This is a genomic window from Bacillus cereus group sp. MYBK139-1 (assembly GCF_051916915.1).
Classification (GTDB): domain Bacteria; phylum Bacillota; class Bacilli; order Bacillales; family Bacillaceae_G; genus Bacillus_A; species Bacillus_A pacificus.
Genome location: NZ_JBQAHO010000003.1, coordinates 82,889 through 101,138, shown reverse-complemented (window position 1 = coordinate 101,138; position 18,250 = coordinate 82,889). Strand labels below are relative to the sequence as shown.

The following is an 18,250-nucleotide window of genomic DNA, read 5'->3' as shown; positions in this document are numbered from 1 at the left end:
GGCAGTATATGCCGTATTTTGCTGAAGAATAAGAGGAGATTTGGAAGTAAGCATTGAATTATAGTAAGGATGCATATAATGGAGAGGAGGCTCGTTCATGTCATTTAAAGACTATGAATATAAAAGGCCAAATATTGAAGAATTAAAAGAGAAGTTTACAGCTGCTTTAGAGAGGTTTGATAACGCAAAAACTGTAGAGGAACAAAAACAAGTCATTCATTCAATTAACGAAATTCGTAACGATTTTGGTACAATGGGGAATCTTTGTTACATTCGTCATTCTGTTGATACAACAGATGCTTTTTATAAGGAAGAGCAAGATTTCTTTGATGAATTCTCTCCAGTTGTACAAGGATATGGTACAAAGTATTATAATGCGTTAATTCATTCTCCATTCCGTGAAGAATTAGAAGCGTATTATGGGAAGCAATTATTTGCTCTTGCGGAGTGTGATTTAAAAACATATTCTGATGAAGTTGTGAAGGATTTACAATTAGAGAATAAATTGTCTTCACAATATACACAATTATTAGCATCTGCAAAAATTGATTTTGCAGGAGAAGAAAGAACGTTATCACAGCTTATTCCATTTATGCAAGGGAAAGAGAGAAGTGAACGTAAAGCAGCAAGTGAGGCGTATTACGGATTTTTAGCTGAGAATGAAGAAGAGTTAGATCGTATTTATGACGAGCTTGTTAAAGTGAGAACGAAAATCGCCAAATCTTTAGGTTTCAAAAACTTTGTTGAACTTGGATATGCAAGAATGTACCGTACAGATTATAATGCAGAAATGGTAGCGAATTATCGTCAGCAAGTGCTAGATTATATCGTTCCCGTTACAACGGAATTAAGAAAACGTCAACAAGCGCGTATCGGTGTAGAGAAGTTAGCGTATTACGACGAAAACTTTGAATTTCCAACAGGTAACCCAACTCCAAAAGGAGATGCGAATTGGATTGTTAATCATGGGAAAACGATGTATAAAGAGTTATCGGCTGAAACAGATGAATTTTTCAATTTCATGTTAGATAATGATTTATTAGATTTAGTTGCGAAAAAAGGAAAAGCTGGCGGTGGATATTGTACATATATTGAGAATTATAAAGCCCCATTTATTTTCTCAAACTTTAACGGAACATCTGGTGATATTGACGTATTAACACATGAAGCAGGCCATGCTTTTCAAGTATATGAAAGTCGTAAATTTGAAATTCCAGAGTATAATTGGCCAACATATGAAGCGTGTGAAATTCACTCTATGAGTATGGAATTCTTCACATGGCCATGGATGAAGTTATTCTTTGAAGAAGATGCAGATAAATATTACTTCTCTCACTTAAGTTCAGCACTTCTGTTTTTACCGTATGGTGTATCTGTTGATGAATATCAACATTATGTATATGAAAATCCTGAAGCATCACCAGAAGAGCGTAAGACAGCATGGCGTAATATAGAGAAAAAGTATTTACCGCATCGTGATTATGAAGATAATGATTATTTAGAGCGCGGTGGATTCTGGCAACGTCAAGGGCATATTTATAGCTCGCCGTTCTACTATATTGACTACACGTTAGCACAAATTTGCGCACTGCAATTTTGGAAACGTGCAAGAGATAATAGACAAGAGGCGTGGGAAGACTATGTGAATCTGTGCCAACAAGGTGGAAGTAAATCATTCTTGGAATTAGTAGAAGTTGCAAATTTAACATCACCATTTGCTGAAGGCTGTGTGAAAAGTGTTATTACAGAAATTGAAGCATGGCTACAAGCAATTGACGACACAAAATTGTAAAAAACATGCGCTTTTTTTCACATGTTTAACATCGACATAATGAGAAAATGATGAGATAATAAAAGAAAATTCAGAATACTGAAGAGGTGTTTCTAATAAGGAGCACCTCTTTTCACCAACAAAAGGGGGGAAAGAAGTATGCTTCAATCTAATATGGATGTGAGTTTAGAAAGTTTGGTGAACTCATTACAGTCTACCCGAAGCACGCTATTATCAGAAATTGAAATGTTAAATGATACAGAAGTGAATGTAAAGCCACGTCGTGATAAATGGAGTATTATTCAAATTTTGCATCACTTGCATTTAGTTGAACAATCTGTCACGTCTGCCCTTGCATATGCCTTACAAAAAAATGAAAGAAACACGACTCCATTTAAAGACCTCCAACTTACGCTGGATCGCACACATAAACGAGAAGCTCCTCAGCAAATGAAACCAACAGAAACGCTAATGAAAAAACAGCAAGGAATTCAATTACTAGAACATTCACGACAAGAACTATTACACACGCTTCATAGTGTCTTAGATGAAAAAGATCTATTTGAAAATGGATTAAAGCATCCTGTTTTTAATGATTTGAATTTGTATCAGTGGGTTCAATTTCTTGATTTGCATGAACAAAGACATCTTACGCAGTTAAAAGAGGCGAAACACGCAATTTTACAGCGATAATTAGGAAGAAGTGGGAGACCACTTCTTTTTCATATGTGCATAGTTTTTCTTCTTATTTTGGAATACTACAGAGAGAAAGCAAAGAAGGAGTTGAAAAGTATGTCCAAGAAAAAGAAAGAAGAAGAACGCGCTTGGAAAGCACGTAAAGAAAATCAAAAACCACATGGAAAAGTGAAAGCTTTTGCTGAATTAGTTGAAGGAACAGAAAAAACGTGATGAGTATTTCATCACGTTTTTTGTATGAGTGGAAAAGTTAATAAGAAAGTTGTACCTGTACCTTTTTCACTTATAATATCAATTTTTCCGTTCATAGCTTGCACAACACTGAATACGACCATCATTCCAAGGCCAGTGCCTTTTTCTTTTGTTGAGTAGAAAGGGGATCCAAGGCGTTTTACTTGTTCTTGATCCATGCCAACTCCTGTATCTTTTATATATAATTGAATATGCTTATGATCAGGAACTAATGTGAAATAAAGATCACCGCCTTTTGGCATGGCCTCAATGCAGTTTTTTAAAATATTTAACAAACATTGATTTAGTTTTTGTTTTTCTCCCGCGATAAAAAAAGAAGTACTTTGCTTTATATAATGTGTACGCACATTTGTTAAATTAGCAAGCGGTGTAATTAACGATAATGCATGCAGTAGTTCTTCTTCTAACTGTAATGTTTGTTCTTTTTCAATACTTGGTTTTGCAAAGGTTAAATAATCTGTAAGAACGTGATTTGCTTGTTCGATTCCGTTGATGGCTATGTCAATATATAATTTTCGCTCTTGCTCAGTGCATGTATCTGACTGCAAAAGTTGTAAAAATCCTTTTGTTGAAGTTAACGGATTGCGAATCTCATGAGAGATGGATGCTGCCATTTCGCCAATTAAATGAAACTTTTCAGCATTCATAAGTTCGTTTTGAAGACGAACTTGAGTTTGTAATATGTGTAGTAAATATAAAATAAGTATCGTACCAAGTATCGTACATAACTCATACACAATAATATGTGGTATATAATCAGTCTTATTTGTAACCTTTGAAAGGAAGAAAGGTATCCAACTCAATCCGTATGTGAGACTGTAGATAATAGCAAGTGCTACTTTTATACGATTAGAGGTTCGATTAAAAACTTTATATGTAAATAGTAGGACAATAAATAGAAGGATAGAACCGATAAGCGATGGGAAAACACCTATTCCTCCTAATAAGAAGCGGTATATATTTAGTACAACTAATATAGATCCACCGGCAATAGGACCTCCTGTTAATGTACCGACAATTAATACGATATGACGCATATCAAATTGAAATCCATAATTTGTTTTTGCTCCGAAAGTAATACATAGTATGGTAGCGAGGCAACATAATGTAATAAATATAGTTGAATTTAATTTAGGAGAACGTTTCCCTTTTTGATTCCAAAATAAATGGTATACGAGCATTGTAACAAGGATGAATAATATATTTAAAAAGAGATAAATAATAAAGGGTTTCAGTGGGATGCCTCCTCTCTTCTCACATTAGATTAATCATACTATAAAATGCAAGAAATGAAATGAGAAATAGCGGAAAAATCAGAAATTTTTTCTGGTAGTATACAATATGTTACAATAAGCTTTGTCAATGAAAGAAGGAATTCCGTGTAATGCACGGGAGAGGTTCGCGAACTCCCTCTATAAAAAACTATGGAAACAACAATATCATTAGGTATTGTTTTGTTTTTTTATTGTGACAGTTCAAGAACGTTCTTTCTTCTTATTCGTAGTAGAGAAGGAGAATGAGTGAAATGAAAAAAGAAAAGGCAGTTGTTGTTTTTAGTGGAGGACAAGATAGTACGACATGTTTATTTTGGGCAATAGAGCAGTTTGCAGAAGTAGAGGCTGTAACGTTTAATTACAATCAACGTCATAAGCTAGAAATTGATTGTGCAACGGAAATTGCAAAAGAGCTAGGAATTAAACATACGGTACTAGATATGAGTCTATTAAATCAACTTGCTCCAAACGCGTTAACGAGAACGGATATGGAGATTACACATGAAGAAGGGGAATTACCATCGACGTTTGTAGATGGACGAAATTTACTATTCTTATCATTTGCTGCTGTATTAGCAAAACAAGTTGGAGCACGTCATATTGTAACGGGTGTATGTGAAACTGATTTTAGTGGTTATCCAGATTGCCGTGACGTGTTTGTGAAATCGTTAAACGTTACTTTAAATTTATCCATGGATTATCCGTTTGTGATTCATACACCACTTATGTGGATTGATAAAGCGGAAACATGGAAATTATCAGATGAACTTGGAGCATTCGAGTTTGTTCGAGAAAAAACATTAACATGTTATAACGGAATCATTGGTGATGGTTGCGGTGAATGTCCAGCATGTCAACTTCGTAAAGCAGGATTAGATACGTACCTACAAGAACGCGAAGGAGCGAGTAACTAATGGATAATTTCTTTGGATTTCGCATTGTAGAAAATTTGCAAAAAATGGACAAGGATATTCAGCGTAAACAGCTTAAATATCATAATAAAAGAGTAATGGTCAGCAAGGAATTTACATTTGATGCAGCACACCATTTACACTGTTATGAAGGGAAATGTAAAAACTTACATGGTCACACATATAAAGTTGTATTTGGGATTAGTGGATATGTAAATGAAATCGGTCTTGCGATTGACTTTGGAGATATAAAAGAAATTTGGAAGAATGAAATAGAAATTTATTTAGACCATCGTTATTTAAACGAAACGTTACCAGCGATGAATACAACTGCTGAAAATATGGTCGTTTGGATTTATGAAAAGATGGCAGAAGCGTTAACAAAAGATAATCGTGTGAATGAATATAAAGGAGCTCGTGTTGAATTCGTTCGTCTATTCGAGACTCCGACTAGTTATGCAGAAGTAAGACGGGAGTGGATGCTCGATGAGTAAAATCCCTGTCTTAGAAATATTTGGTCCGACTATTCAAGGTGAAGGAATGGTTGTAGGACAAAAGACGATGTTTATCCGTACAGCTGGCTGTGATTATAGCTGTGCTTGGTGTGATTCTGCTTTTACGTGGGATGGATCTGCTAAAGATCAAATTAGACAGATGACAGCGGAAGACGTTTGGAATGAGCTTGTAGAAATTGGCGGCGAAAATTTTTCTCATGTTACGATTTCAGGTGGAAATCCGGCATTGCTGAAAAATATTGAGTTTCTTCTTTCTATATTAAAAGAGAATGGAATGCGAACAGCAATCGAAACGCAAGGGAGTAAATGGCAAGATTGGTTACTTCAAATTGATGAGATAACGATTTCTCCAAAACCACCAAGTTCGACTATGAAAACTGATTTTCAGAAGTTAGATGCTATGATTCAGAAACTAGCGGGAAAAGATATTAGTTTAAAGGTAGTAGTATTTGACGATTATGATTTCGAGTATGCAGTTAAGATGCACGAACGTTATCCACATGTACCATTTTTCTTACAAGTAGGAAATGATGATACAAAAACTGTGGATGATGCGATGTTGATTAAAAAGCTATTAGATAAGTATGAGTGGTTAATTGAAAAAGCAGTTAATCGTAAAGAAATGAATAATGCAAAAGTATTGCCGCAGCTTCATGCGTTAGTATGGGGAAATAAACGCGGAGTATAATGAGAAGGGATGTTTAAAATGGCAGGAAGATTAGATGAAGATTTAAAAGATGTAACATTATTAGGAAATCAAAATACAAAATATTTATTTGAATATAGTCCAGAAATTTTAGAGGTATTTGATAATAATCATCCAAACCGTGATTACTTTGTTAAATTCAATTGTCCTGAATTTACAAGCTTATGTCCGAAAACAGGCCAACCGGATTTTGCAACAATTTATATTAGCTACATTCCAGAACAAAGAATGGTAGAGAGTAAATCTTTAAAACTATATTTATTTAGTTTTCGCAATCATGGTGACTTCCACGAAGATTGTATGAACGTTATTATGAATGACTTAATTAAATTAATGGATCCACGTTACATCGAGGTATGGGGTAAATTCACACCACGTGGAGGGATTTCCATTGATCCTTACTGCAACTACGGTCGCCCAGGAACGAAGTATGAACAAATGGCTGACTACCGCATGATGAACCATGATTTATATCCAGAAACAATTGATAATCGTTAATATATAATAGAAAGAAAGGATCTGTATAACATACAGATCCTTTCTTTCTATTATATTATGCATTTTGATTAATGACAGTATAGTTTTTATGACTAACAACTGTAAGAGGTTCCATATCTAGTTCTCTAAAATTCTCCATAATTGTTATATCTACAATAACGGAGTTTTGATTTACTTTTTGAACACGGCCTTGCATTCCACCTTTAAATTCAATGATATCTCCAGTTTCTGCGATCTGCATAAGCAACTCTCCTTGTTACAGTTTTCCCAAAAAAGAATAATTTTGGTTTTTTTATTTCTTCCTATTTTGAACCATATTGTCCATTTTGTAAATGTTTCCAAAGTAAAAATTCGAAAAACATTCACTTTTTGTAAGAAAATATGCAAGAATGTCATGTTATTAGAAAAAAGAAGGGTTTAAATGCAGATATCTTTATATAGGGGTATAATAAAAAAATACAAGAACCTACTAAAGTGGGAGAAATTAGAGGCGGTAAAATGATGTTTGAATTTGTGGGGAGTGTTATAGCATTAATTTTATTTGTATTTTCTTATATACATTTAAAAAAGATCCGTCATCATGAAACGACTACATATTTTGATGGGATGGATGGGATACATGCTGGGGTCACAAATGAGAGTGGCGTGGATATGTAAAGGTGTATAACTTTCTTTTTTTGCGTGGTATGATATGTAAAAATAGTACATAATAGAGTTCGTAAGTGATGAATGGAGAGTGGAAAGAATGAAGATTTCTTTTATTCGTCATGGTCGCTTAGACCGTACTATAGAACCAATGACGGTTACATCCTTTCGTGAATGGATGAAAGGATATGACTTACATACTATAACAGAAAAAGCACCTATACCAACGGAAACAAGGGAAGCGGTTGAAGCGGCCAAATTGATTGTAACGAGTGATCAAAGGTGTGCTGTACAGTCAGCAGCTGAATTAACGGATTCTTTATCTTTTATGCAAAATACTCTATTTAGGGAAGCAGAAGTTCCGACGAGTTTTTATGCTCCAAAATGGTTGAAGTGTAAACCTAACGTATGGATGTTTATCGGACGAACATTATGGATACTTGGTTACCATAAAGATGTGGAGTCTTATAAGGAAGTAAGAGAGAGGGCAAGACAAGCGGCTTACTTATTACATCGTTATGCTCTCGTACATGGAAGTATTGCTCTTGTAGGTCATAATTATGTGAATGTAATGATTGGTGCCGAACTGAGAGCGATGGGATGGTCTGGTTCTCCTATTTTGCACAGAGAGCCATGGGGATGTACGACATATACGTTTCATGAGGCGATGAATGGAAATATATTGAATACGAATTTAACATAAAAGCACACGGTTTATATAAATCGTGTGCTTTCTTTTTAAGATATAGAAATTTTGATGTTTAATGGTTTTACGAGATGTGCATAAGGTTCGCCTACAAGCATAACGATTTGATCTTTTTTATAACCTAGTTTTTCGTATAGTGAATAGGCACGTTTGTTTTCTAAATTAACAAGTAATGCGATTTTTTCATACTCTTTTTCAGTTGCATGTATTTCAGCAGCTTCAATTAATTTAGAACCAATTCCTTTTCCACCATATGCACTTGAAACGGATAATGTATCAATGTAATATTCATCAAGCTCGGCTTCTTTTTCTAACGTAATCGATCCATCTTTATGTAATTCTCTTAAGTGATGTACAATGGGTGCATCAAGCATTGTTGCTTCACTACCGTGATAAGCGACAATAACTCCAACTGCACCCCCGTCTTGCTCATATACAAAACAGTTTTCATAGCTCAGTCGATTTCTCTCTTTTGAGAACCATGTTTCAAGTCCTAGTAATACTTCTGTTTCAACTGTGCTACCTGTGATTTTTTCAGCAATTTCGTGCAGAGCGTTATACAATAAAGGTGCTACCAGTTTCGCATCTGTCTTTTTTGCTTTCCGAATCATAGTATCCCTCCTAGTTCTATTTATATATTGTAGCATAGTGGTATGGAACTTTGCATAATTGAATGATGAAATGATTGATATAGAGAAGTAGCTATGTTAGTATATGATATTTAGTGGACATCTACTAACGATATCTTTTTTGAAAAATAATGAAAATGAAATGAAGGTATAGCATCTGGATAATTTTACAGTTGTTGACCTATAGAATATAAGATAAAATAAAATATTGCATAGAGGTGAAATACATGGATAAAGAATTAGCAAATACAATTTTGGATCAGCTGAAAAATGGTGAAATAAAGGAGTATGTTGTTACGAAAGATGTATTTTATACGTTCAGAGAAGTTTTAGTGAATCGAGAAGACTTTAAACATTTCATTGGTAACGCACAGCGCGGCGGACAGGTCATTTATACATATTCAGAAACGCCACGTTCGTAACTAAAAGAATATAGGGAGGAGACTTATGGGCGATTTTAAACAAGGCATATTACCGCATTGGGATTATATGTGGAAAGATAGAGCCGGAAATCGATTTATGGGGATGGTCATGTATCCAGAGAAACGAAAGTGTTCGGCAAAAATGCTTCAGAAAATAAAAAGAGCATATGAAGAGGCTGTAGAAATTAAAGTAACTGTACAAGTTCAACATACATATCAGTACGTTGAAGGAATGATTGTGTACTTTGATGAAGAAGCTCCTGTATGTACAATGATTGATAAAGATGAAAATCCACATCATATATTTGTAAAAGATATTTTGCGTATTGAGCACTCTGAATAATCTTTTCATAAATAAGTTGAATTTCCATAATGATAATCTTTTTCTATAATAGTTATCTTTTAGTATGTAACGCGAACTGAAAGTATATGTATAATATTTAATAAAGCAAAGTTGATAAATGTAATCGTTTTTTAGAACAGATTATCGTTTCATGTCTGTTCTTTTTTGCGTGATGCTGGAGAAATATATTCCTCCAGCATTTGCCGTTTTATGACAAAATATATTGTTAACTTTTTTAAAAATAAGGTTAAATTCGTTGACAACTTTTTTGAAAAGCACTTTATTGACATGAGTTTTAGAATGTTGTTTCATAGTCATTGTATTGAAAAAAATCGACGGTCTTGTCGAAAAGTAAAAGTTAAAAAAAGAAAGAATTTATACATATATCTTGTGTCTTATTTTGAAACGTAATACAATATATAGAGAAATCAAGAAACAACATACAGAGAGTATAGATTGAAAAGGGAGGGTCGGAAATGTTAGTTGCATATGATTCTATGACAGGGAACGTGAAGCGTTTCATCCACAAATTAAATATGCCGGCCGTTCAAATTGGTGAAGATCTAGTAATAGATGAAGACTTTATTTTAATTACGTATACAACAGGTTTTGGCAATGTACCAGAACGTGTTTTAGAATTTTTAGAGCGCAATAATGAAAAATTAAAAGGCGTATCTGCAAGCGGCAATCGTAACTGGGGAGACATGTTCGGTGCAAGTGCTGACAAAATTTCTGCTAAATATGAAGTGCCTATTGTATCAAAATTTGAGTTATCAGGAACAAATAACGATGTAGAATATTTTAAGGAAAGGGTGCGGGAGATTGCGACACATTGAACTGAATAATGAAATCACGCAAATGCAGGACGGTTTTTATCAGCTTCATAAAGATAAAGAGGCATTAGAAGTCTTTATGGAAGAAGCTAGAGAGAATACCGTTCATTTTAATAGCGTGGCAGAGCGAATGGAGTATATGAAAGAACATGATTACTATTACAACGTTCTGGACGAGTATAACTTGGAGGAAGTAGAAGAGGTATATAACATCGCTTATGGTGAAAACTTCGAGTTCCAATCTTATATGGCAGCATCTAAGTTCTACAAAGATTATGCGTTAAAAACAAATGATCAAAAACAATACTTAGAAAGCTATGAAGATCGTGTAGCAATTGTGTCATTATACTTAGGACGCGGTGATGTTGCGAAGGCAAAACAATTCGCAAGCATGATTGTCAAACAAAACTACCAACCAGCGACACCAACCTTTTTAAATGCGGGAAGAAGCAGAAGAGGAGAAATGGTGTCTTGTTTCTTGTTAGAGATGGATGATAGTTTAAATTCAATCGGCTTTAACATTAATACTGCAATGCAATTATCAAAAATCGGTGGTGGAGTAGCTTTAAACTTATCTAAGCTACGCGCACGCGGTGAGCAAATTAAAGGTATCGACAACGCTGCAAGTGGTGTAGTACCTGTTATGAAATTACTTGAAGATTCGTTTTCATATGCGAATCAGCTTGGCCAACGAAAAGGTGCTGGCGCAGTATATTTAAACATTTTCCATTGGGATATTATTGAATTCTTGGATTAATTGGTAGTCCCTCTATACAGTAATGTGTATGAGAAAACCTTGTGAACCTAACCAATAGGGTGTCGCATTAGCGGCTAACGGTATCAGTTGAATAAGGGGTAAAAGAAAAAGAACCCGCGAAGAAGCTGACTAAGAGAGCCTACGGTCCATGTACGTGGATAGCAGGTAATACCGTGCCAAGCTTGGAAGAAATGCTATTTGGGTGAAGTGGAATCTTATATTCACCGGAGGCGAGATTCCATGAATTGTGGAATTTATTTGATAATTAATAAGGAAAATAGGAAGTTTTATATTGGTAGTTCTAATAATTTTAAAGTACGATTTAAAACTCATAGAAATCAATTGAATGCTAATCGGCATCATAGTAAACATTTACAAGCAGCCTGGAATTTATATGGTGAGAATAAATTTGAGTTTAAAGGGATAATTGAGTTACCAGAGGATAAGGATATTCTTCATAAGATTGAGCAAAGTTTATTAAGTCAGTATTATGGAAAACAGTATTGCTATAATGGACATCCTATCGCTAGAGGTGGGGCGTTGAGTGGGGAAAAGAACCATATGTATGGGAAAACACACTCAAAGGAAGTAAAAAAATTTCTTTCTGAAATTAATACTGGTCCTAATAATTATTGGTATGATAAACCTCAACATATGGAGAATATGAGATCTAAGATTACTAAACGATTTCATGGTAGAAAGCATACCGATGAAACAAAAGAAAAAATGTCTAAATCTCGTAAGGGTAAAAAACATACAAAAGAAACATGTATGAAGATAAGTAAAGCTCAAAAACATCAATATAACTCTGGAAGAGAAAAGCAAAAAAAGCCGATTGTTATAAATGACATTTACTATGAGTCTTTAGCGGAGGCAGGACGAGCATTTAATGTGCCTGCTAATACGATAAAATATAGAGTGCTATCAAATAACTTTCCTAATTATCAATACTTTCAAGAAGGTGTAGAGACTATCGAACGCACGTCATTAGACGAAAGCTAGTAGAGTAGGCTGGAAATAGGTACCAGTCGAAGTGCAAGGCAACCAGTTGCAGGTTGATGATATAGTCCAACCTTCATAGAAATATGAAGACGAGTTGACCAAAAAAATAAATGCCGATGAGAAGAGCCGTATTCAGTCTCTATCAATCGGAATTATCGTTCCAAGTAAGTTCTTTGAGCTTGCTGAGAAAAACGAACCTTTCCATGTTTTCGCGCCTTATACAGTGTATAAAGAATACGGAAAGCATTTAGATGATATTGATATCGATGAAATGTACGATGAATTAATGAGCAATCCGAAAGTGAAGAAGAAGCCGCTAGATATTAGTGCGCGTGATATGCTTATTAAAATTGCTATGATCCAGCTTGAGTCTGGTTATCCGTACTTAATGTTTAAATCAAATGCAAATAACCAACATCCATTGAAGGATATTGGAACTGTGAAGATGTCGAACTTGTGTACAGAAATCTTCCAGCTTCAAGAAACTTCTGAAATTAACGATTATGGTACAGATGATATTATCCGTCGTGATATTAACTGTAACTTAGGATCGTTAAATATCGTAAATGTAATGGAAAATAAAGAAATTCGTGAAGCAGTTCATGCGGGAATGGAAGCTTTAACAGCTGTTTCTGATATGACAATCATTCCGAATGCACCAACTGTGAAAAAAGCAAATGATGAGCTTCATTCAGTAGGGCTTGGCGCAATGAACTTACACGGATATTTAGCAAAAAATAAAATCGCTTATGAAAGTGCAGAAGCGAAAGAGTTCGCTCGTACATTCTTTATGATGTTAAATTACTACTCTATTGAGAAAAGTATGGAAATCGCTAAAGAAAAAGGCGAAACATTTAAAGACTTTGATAAGTCTGATTATGCAAGCGGCACATACTTTGAAAAGTATGAAACGACAGATTATAGCCCAGTAACTGAAAAAGTTCAACAATTATTTGAAGGAATTCATATTCCGACAAAAGAAGATTGGACAAGTTTAAAAGAGCAAGTGCAGAAGAATGGTTTATACAACTCATATCGTCTTGCCATCGCTCCTACGCAATCGATCAGTTACGTTCAAAATGCAACTTCAAGCGTAATGCCGATTGTAAGTCAAATCGAATCAAGAACGTATGCGAATGCAACAACATATTATCCAATGCCGTATTTATCAAAAGATACGTTCTGGTACTATAAATCTTCTTACGATATGAATCAGTTTAAATTAATTGATTTAATCGCAGAAATTCAAGAACATATTGACCAAGGAATTAGTACAATTCTTTACGTTAATAGTGATATTTCAACACGTGAATTAGCTCGTTATTACATCTATGCACATAAAAAAGGCTTAAAGAGTCTGTATTATACGAGAACACGTAAATTAAGCGTGGAAGAGTGCGTGGCTTGTACCGTTTAATATAAAAAAATTGAGACATTATGAGCAGGGTTTTCTGAACCCTGCTCATGCTCAGTTATCAATTTTTCATGTTTATTTAGAGAAGGGGCGATTGAATGCGTGCGGTAAACTGGAACAAAAAAGAAGATGATTTTAGTTTAATGTTTTGGAAGCAAAACATCGCTCAGTTTTGGACAGAAGAAGAAATCGCAGTGTCTTCTGACAAAAATACTTGGGTGCAATTATCGAAAGAAGAGCAAATTGCTTATAAGCGTGTATTAGGTGGTTTAACACTTTTAGATACGAAACAAGGCGGCGAAGGGATGCCACTTGTACTTGTTCATCTTGAAAATTTACAAGCGAAAAGTGTATTAGCTTTCATGGGTGCTATGGAAGAAGTACATGCGAAGAGTTACAGTCATATTTTCACAACGTTAGCTACTGAAGAAGAAATCGATGAGATTTTTGACTGGGTAGACAACCATCCGTTACTTGAGAAAAAGGCTGGTATTATTACGAGTTACTATCGTCGTTTATTAAAACCTGAAGTGACGAAAAAAGAGTTATACATGGCAATGGTAGCGAGTGTGTTCTTAGAAAGTTACTTATTCTATAGTGGATTCTTCTATCCACTATACTTAGCAGGGCAAGGAAAACTGACGGCAAGTGGTGAAATTATTAACTTAATAATCCGTGATGAGTCAATTCACGGCGTATTCGTCGGTATTTTAGCACAACAAATCTTCGCGGAACTTTCTGCAGAAGATCAACAAGAAGTGCAAAAAGAAACACAAGAGTTATTAATGGAACTATATGAAATTGAAATGGCATACACAGAAGAAATTTACACTTCTATCGGTCTTGTAGAGGATGTAAATCGTTTCGTTCGTTACAATGCGAATAAAGGACTTATGAACTTAGGACTTGAGCCGAAGTTTGAAGAAGAAGAAATTAACCCAATCGTTTTAAATGGTTTACGTACAGATACGAAAAACCATGATTTCTTCTCTGTAAAAGGAAATGGTTACGTAAAAGCAACGAACGTTGAAAAGTTATCTGACGATGACTTCGTGTTTAATTTTTAATATATGATCATAAAGAAAAGCTGTCTTATCAATGAATAAGATAGCTTTTCTTTATGATTTTGTTTACATAACACTATTATTTTTGTATAACGATTTTCGTTTGAAAAATTCTATCCGGTTAATGGATAGAATTTTTTTTGTAAGTAAATGGGTATTTACAATCTTTTTGTATCGGTGTATTATTTAACTAGTACACCGATACAAAAGGAGGGAAGAAATGAAAATAGAGTTTTCTCCAAATATACCAATTTACATCCAGGTAATGGAATACATAAAAAAAGAAATCGTAACGGGACATTTATTGCCTGGTGATAAAATTCCCTCTGTACGTGAATTAGCGAGTGAATTACAAGTAAATCCAAATACGATCCAGCGTACATTTCAAGAGCTAGAACGGGATGGGGTTGTTGTAACGCGTAGAGGAATGGGACGATATGTAACGAATGAAGGGGAGAAAATTATGGAGCTGCGAAAAGAGATGGCGAAAGAATTACTTCATTCTTTTATAGATGGAATGGACAATTTAGGTTTTTCAGAAGAAGAAATTCTTACAATCCTTCGTTCTTCATTACATGAGAAAAGGGAGGAGAGCGAATGACAGAGCTATTAAAAATAGAAAACTTATGGAAGAGATACGGGTTAAAAGCAGTAATCCGTGAATTAAGCATTGAGATTACGGAAGGGAAAATTGTTGGACTCGTTGGAGATAACGGGAGCGGGAAAACGACGTTATTGAAAATGATTGCCGGTTTGCAGCATCCTTCCGAAGGGAGTATTACAATCGCTGGTAAAAAAGTAGGATTAGAAACGAAAGAAATTGTTTCTTTTATGTCGGATAAACCAGTATTTGATGATTGGATGACGGTAAAAGATTCTTTATTTTTCTATCGAGATTTTTATAAAGATTTCGACATTCAAAAAGCGGTAGATACGGTTGCGGAATTTAAAATACCGTTAGAAGAAAAAATTACAGCTTTATCAAAAGGGATGGTTGAAAAGCTACAAATTATTTTAACGTTTTCTCGGAAAGCGAAGTTATACGTACTAGATGAACCGCTGGGCGGAATTGATCTCGTTTCTAGAGAACACATATTAGAACTTATTTTACAGTTTTATCGCGAAGATTGTACCATTTTAATTGCAACACATTTAATTGGAGAAGTGGAAAATATTTTTGACGAAGTAATCTTTTTAAAAGATGGTGAAAGTGTACTGCATGAAAATGTAGAGGAATTACGTTTCCAACGAGGGAAAGCTGTTACGGATTTGTTTAAGGAGGTGTTTAGTAGATGAAGGCCAGTTTAATATATATGTACAATGCGAATAAAAAACAAATTTTCATTTCGTTATTGTCATTCATATTTATTGCGGCTGTCGCTTTTGTAAGTATGGGGAATTATATTAAACAAGAATCAGGAGAAGTAAGGCAAATGATTACAATTGCTTTAGTATTCTTAGTTTATTTAATTTTTGCGGTATTAGTATTTCTGCAGGCGATGTCTGCGTTTGGGAAAATGACTGAAAGTACATTATTTCGGTTAACACCGATATCTGGTAAAAAAATTGTTTTAGCAATATTGTCATATGCAGCAATTAGCTTAATGTGTTTTGAATTAATAGGTGCTATGTTTTTCTATGGTATTTCGATGAAAGTAATAAAAGGTACAGAACTCCATGAATTGTTATTCACCGAAAGTACACTTACACTAGATATGGTAAAGCAGTTATTTAGTAGCGTGTTATATGTATTTAATTTATCAAGTATATTGTTAGTTTTACTTTTTACAGTAGCTGGTGTGAAAGTATTTTCTTTGAAAAAGAAAAAAATGGAGTATGTAATTATTTTCTTCTTATTTTTACTAGTAACGAAAGTAATCAATCTGATATATGAAATGCTGGGTCGACTTGCGCCTATACCTAAAATTATTAAAAAAATCGTTTATATAGATGAAACGGTGGATATGAATCTTATACTATATCCAGAAAATTTTATAAATTTATATAGTATTGCTTTTTCAATCGGTATATTTGTTTTACTTGTTTATATAACAGGTCGCATTATCGATAAAAAACTAGAAGTCTAAAGGAGGAATCAGCATTGGGAAACGTAGTAGTAAAGTTAGAGAATGTTCGAAAAAGGATTGGTGGAACGGAAATTATTCGTGGTTTATCATTTGAAGTTCGTGAAGGGGAAGTATACGGGTTCCTTGGACCGAACGGTAGCGGTAAGACAACAACGATTCGTATGATGACAGGTCTTATTTCAATGACAGAGGGCGATATTACAATTTGTGGTCATAGTATTCGTACGGAGCGTGAAAAGGCGCTAGAGCAAATTGGAGCGATTGTAGAAAATCCTGAACTATATGATTATATGACAGGGATGCAAAACTTGAAGCATTTTGCGAACATGGCAATTACACCGATTAGTAAAGAGCGCATTGCTGAAATTGTAAAACTGGTTGAATTAGAGCATGCAATTCATAAAAAAGTGAAAACATATTCACTTGGTATGAAACAACGTTTAGGAATTGCACAGGCATTACTTCATCAGCCGAAAATTTTAATTTTAGATGAGCCGACAAATGGATTAGATCCAGCTGGTATTCGCCAAATTCGTGATTATTTACAACGTTTAGCGAAAGAAGAGAATATTGCTGTAATCGTATCAAGTCACTTATTAAGTGAAATTGAACTTATGTGTGATCGCGTCGTTATTATTAAGCAAGGTGAGTTTGTACAAGAATACAACTTACATGAACAAGCAAAACATGATGAGACAGTAGTTGTAGCGTTTGAAGTAGATCAAGTTCAGAAAGCAAATGAAATTATTACAGGTAAGGCGCAAGGAAATGTCATTGTAGTATCTGTAACGAAAGAAGAAATTCCACAACTTGTAAAGAAACTTGTGAATGAAGATGTGCTTGTATACGGAGTTACCGTTCAAAATAAAACGTTAGAGGATGAGTTCTTAGCGATTACAGGGGGAGTGAAAGCGTAATGTTTAAATTAATTCAAAATGAATTTTTAAAGTTGCATGCGAAAAAAGGTATGTATATTTTAATTGGTGTTATTGCAGTATTGGAGATTTTGGGAGTTTTAGCGATGCTGAAATGGGGAGACGGAACTGAATTTAAAGGATCATATTTAGATTTTGCAAGTTCAGAGATTGGTTTAATTACTTTGTTTGCAACAATTTTTGGCATTACGATTGCTTCTCGTATAATTACGGATGAGTTCCAAAAAGGTACAATTAAGCAGTTATTAATCCGTCCAAGAAAACGAATGACAGTTTTATTCTCTAAATATATTACAGTGTTACTTACTATAGTATTTATCATATTTGCTAACACGATTATTTCAATGATTATTGGCGGAATTGCAATGGATGGTAGTAAAACAGAATTAACGATAGGAATTGTAATGAAATCTACCTTATATCAAGTACTTTCACCGTTCTTCTTTGCGACTCTTGCATTTTTCTTAGCAAACGTATTTAGAAAGTCTGTCTTACCATTAATTATTACGATGTTCCTCTTCTTTTTACAAGGACCAATTAATATGGTACTGATGATGTTTGCAAAAGGTGTAGCGAAGTTTGTAGTGTTTTTCCATTTAAATTTAAGTGTGTACGATAGCAATAAGCTAGTAAGTGGCGGAACAGAACCAACATTTACAGAGTTTACATTTACAACTTCATTATTACTTGTAGCTGCATACTTTGTTGTATTACTTGTAGCATCAAGTGCATTATTCCAAAAACGTGACGTATTATAATAAAAGAAATCCCCGCTTGTAAAAACGGGGAT

Annotated in this window: 22 protein-coding genes, 2 pseudogenes and 1 riboswitch; of the genes and pseudogenes, 21 read left to right on the top strand and 3 right to left on the bottom strand. The window is 34.4% G+C overall.

The annotated features are described in order from the left end of the window. The first annotated feature begins 97 nt into the window (after positions 1 to 97). From ACTFRS_RS17555 to ACTFRS_RS17545, 3 genes are all read left to right on the top strand, one after another. Entirely contained in the window at positions 98 to 1,792 is a 1,695-nt protein-coding gene (locus tag ACTFRS_RS17555; RefSeq protein WP_139869669.1) for a M3 family oligoendopeptidase, read from the top strand. 138 nt (positions 1,793 to 1,930) lie between these two features. Next, entirely contained in the window at positions 1,931 to 2,464 is a 534-nt protein-coding gene (locus ACTFRS_RS17550) for a DinB family protein (protein WP_000941965.1), read from the top strand. A 99-nt stretch (positions 2,465 to 2,563) separates the two neighbouring features. After that, positions 2,564 to 2,680 (top strand): DUF6254 family protein, encoded by a 117-nt coding sequence (locus tag ACTFRS_RS17545; protein ID WP_000038254.1) that lies wholly within the window; start codon positions 2,564 to 2,566, stop codon positions 2,678 to 2,680. Between the two features lie 11 nt (positions 2,681 to 2,691). Here ACTFRS_RS17545 and kinB read toward each other — a convergent pair whose 3' ends face one another. Then, entirely contained in the window at positions 2,692 to 3,900 is a 1,209-nt protein-coding gene (kinB, locus tag ACTFRS_RS17540) for a sporulation sensor histidine kinase KinB (protein WP_048553797.1), read from the bottom strand. Positions 3,901 to 4,107: 207 nt separating this feature from the next. After that, positions 4,108 to 4,151: riboswitch (PreQ1 riboswitch) on the top strand. A gap of 93 nt (positions 4,152 to 4,244) precedes the next feature. On the opposite strand from kinB, the gene queC reads away from it, so the two are divergent. Genes queC through queF form a run of 4 tightly spaced genes read left to right on the top strand, consistent with a single transcriptional unit; the run spans position 4,245 to position 6,623 of the window. Next, positions 4,245 to 4,907: a 7-cyano-7-deazaguanine synthase QueC gene (gene queC / locus ACTFRS_RS17535; protein WP_000711599.1), complete on the top strand. Its 663-nt coding sequence runs from the start codon at positions 4,245 to 4,247 to the stop codon at positions 4,905 to 4,907. Further along, positions 4,907 to 5,398 (top strand): 6-carboxytetrahydropterin synthase QueD, encoded by a 492-nt coding sequence (queD, locus tag ACTFRS_RS17530; protein ID WP_000368413.1) that lies wholly within the window; start codon positions 4,907 to 4,909, stop codon positions 5,396 to 5,398. The genes queC and queD overlap by 1 nt, the downstream gene beginning before the upstream one ends. Beyond that, the gene (queE, locus tag ACTFRS_RS17525; protein ID WP_000036279.1) at positions 5,391 to 6,107 is read left to right on the top strand and encodes a 7-carboxy-7-deazaguanine synthase QueE; all 717 of its coding nucleotides are present in this window, start codon (positions 5,391 to 5,393) and stop codon (positions 6,105 to 6,107) included. Before queD ends, queE begins: the two co-directional genes overlap by 8 nt. 18 nt (positions 6,108 to 6,125) lie before the next feature. After that, positions 6,126 to 6,623 (top strand): preQ(1) synthase, encoded by a 498-nt coding sequence (gene queF, locus ACTFRS_RS17520; protein ID WP_000918895.1) that lies wholly within the window; start codon positions 6,126 to 6,128, stop codon positions 6,621 to 6,623. Between the two features lie 55 nt (positions 6,624 to 6,678). Here queF and ACTFRS_RS17515 read toward each other — a convergent pair whose 3' ends face one another. Beyond that, positions 6,679 to 6,864: a YkvS family protein gene (locus tag ACTFRS_RS17515; protein ID WP_001165081.1), complete on the bottom strand. Its 186-nt coding sequence runs from the start codon at positions 6,862 to 6,864 to the stop codon at positions 6,679 to 6,681. Between the two features lie 233 nt (positions 6,865 to 7,097). Here ACTFRS_RS17515 and ACTFRS_RS17510 point away from each other — a divergent pair, with 233 nt between their 5' ends. Both ACTFRS_RS17510 and ACTFRS_RS17505 read left to right on the top strand, forming a co-directional pair. Then, positions 7,098 to 7,280 carry a hypothetical protein gene (locus tag ACTFRS_RS17510; protein WP_016716951.1) on the top strand — a complete coding sequence of 61 codons (183 nt, stop codon included), beginning with the start codon at positions 7,098 to 7,100 and terminating at the stop codon, positions 7,278 to 7,280. A gap of 88 nt (positions 7,281 to 7,368) precedes the next feature. After that, positions 7,369 to 7,971 carry a histidine phosphatase family protein gene (locus tag ACTFRS_RS17505; protein WP_440023561.1) on the top strand — a complete coding sequence of 201 codons (603 nt, stop codon included), beginning with the start codon at positions 7,369 to 7,371 and terminating at the stop codon, positions 7,969 to 7,971. Between the two features lie 35 nt (positions 7,972 to 8,006). Here ACTFRS_RS17505 and ACTFRS_RS17500 read toward each other — a convergent pair whose 3' ends face one another. After that, positions 8,007 to 8,585, bottom strand: coding sequence for a GNAT family N-acetyltransferase (locus ACTFRS_RS17500; RefSeq protein ID WP_270713147.1), 579 nt, complete (start codon positions 8,583 to 8,585; stop codon positions 8,007 to 8,009). Between the two features lie 245 nt (positions 8,586 to 8,830). On the opposite strand from ACTFRS_RS17500, the gene ACTFRS_RS17495 reads away from it, so the two are divergent. From ACTFRS_RS17495 to ACTFRS_RS17440, 12 genes and pseudogenes are all read left to right on the top strand, one after another. Next, entirely contained in the window at positions 8,831 to 9,025 is a 195-nt protein-coding gene (locus ACTFRS_RS17495; RefSeq protein ID WP_000356683.1) for a hypothetical protein, read from the top strand. Positions 9,026 to 9,050: 25 nt separating this feature from the next. Beyond that, positions 9,051 to 9,368, top strand: a complete 318-nt coding sequence (locus ACTFRS_RS17490; RefSeq protein ID WP_000502201.1) for a hypothetical protein — start codon at positions 9,051 to 9,053, stop codon at positions 9,366 to 9,368. A gap of 476 nt (positions 9,369 to 9,844) precedes the next feature. Then, complete coding sequence (gene nrdI / locus ACTFRS_RS17485) at positions 9,845 to 10,204, top strand: class Ib ribonucleoside-diphosphate reductase assembly flavoprotein NrdI (protein ID WP_000959450.1); 360 nt, start codon at positions 9,845 to 9,847, stop codon at positions 10,202 to 10,204. Beyond that, a pseudogene (locus ACTFRS_RS17480) lies at positions 10,191 to 10,955 on the top strand (ribonucleoside-diphosphate reductase subunit alpha); the annotation flags it as partial. The gene nrdI and the pseudogene ACTFRS_RS17480, both read left to right, overlap by 14 nt. Before the next feature lie 243 nt (positions 10,956 to 11,198). Beyond that, a complete protein-coding gene (locus ACTFRS_RS17475) occupies positions 11,199 to 11,960 on the top strand; it encodes a group I intron GIY-YIG endonuclease (protein ID WP_242294222.1) in 762 nt (253 codons plus the stop codon). Positions 11,961 to 12,057: 97 nt separating this feature from the next. Next, a pseudogene (locus tag ACTFRS_RS17470) lies at positions 12,058 to 13,377 on the top strand (ribonucleoside-diphosphate reductase subunit alpha); the annotation flags it as partial. A 95-nt stretch (positions 13,378 to 13,472) separates the two neighbouring features. After that, positions 13,473 to 14,441 (top strand): class 1b ribonucleoside-diphosphate reductase subunit beta, encoded by a 969-nt coding sequence (nrdF, locus tag ACTFRS_RS17465; RefSeq protein WP_001203035.1) that lies wholly within the window; start codon positions 13,473 to 13,475, stop codon positions 14,439 to 14,441. A 217-nt stretch (positions 14,442 to 14,658) separates the two neighbouring features. Further along, positions 14,659 to 15,039, top strand: a complete 381-nt coding sequence (locus tag ACTFRS_RS17460) for a GntR family transcriptional regulator (protein WP_000687504.1) — start codon at positions 14,659 to 14,661, stop codon at positions 15,037 to 15,039. Then, positions 15,036 to 15,734, top strand: a complete 699-nt coding sequence (locus ACTFRS_RS17455; protein ID WP_000137753.1) for an ABC transporter ATP-binding protein — start codon at positions 15,036 to 15,038, stop codon at positions 15,732 to 15,734. The genes ACTFRS_RS17460 and ACTFRS_RS17455 overlap by 4 nt, the downstream gene beginning before the upstream one ends. Next, positions 15,731 to 16,525, top strand: coding sequence for an ABC transporter permease (locus ACTFRS_RS17450; protein WP_431085159.1), 795 nt, complete (start codon positions 15,731 to 15,733; stop codon positions 16,523 to 16,525). The genes ACTFRS_RS17455 and ACTFRS_RS17450 overlap by 4 nt, the downstream gene beginning before the upstream one ends. A gap of 14 nt (positions 16,526 to 16,539) precedes the next feature. Beyond that, a complete protein-coding gene (locus ACTFRS_RS17445) occupies positions 16,540 to 17,442 on the top strand; it encodes an ABC transporter ATP-binding protein (RefSeq protein ID WP_139869661.1) in 903 nt (300 codons plus the stop codon). Then, positions 17,442 to 18,218: an ABC transporter permease gene (locus ACTFRS_RS17440; protein ID WP_139869660.1), complete on the top strand. Its 777-nt coding sequence runs from the start codon at positions 17,442 to 17,444 to the stop codon at positions 18,216 to 18,218. The genes ACTFRS_RS17445 and ACTFRS_RS17440 overlap by 1 nt, the downstream gene beginning before the upstream one ends. Positions 18,219 to 18,250: the final 32 nt, after the last annotated feature.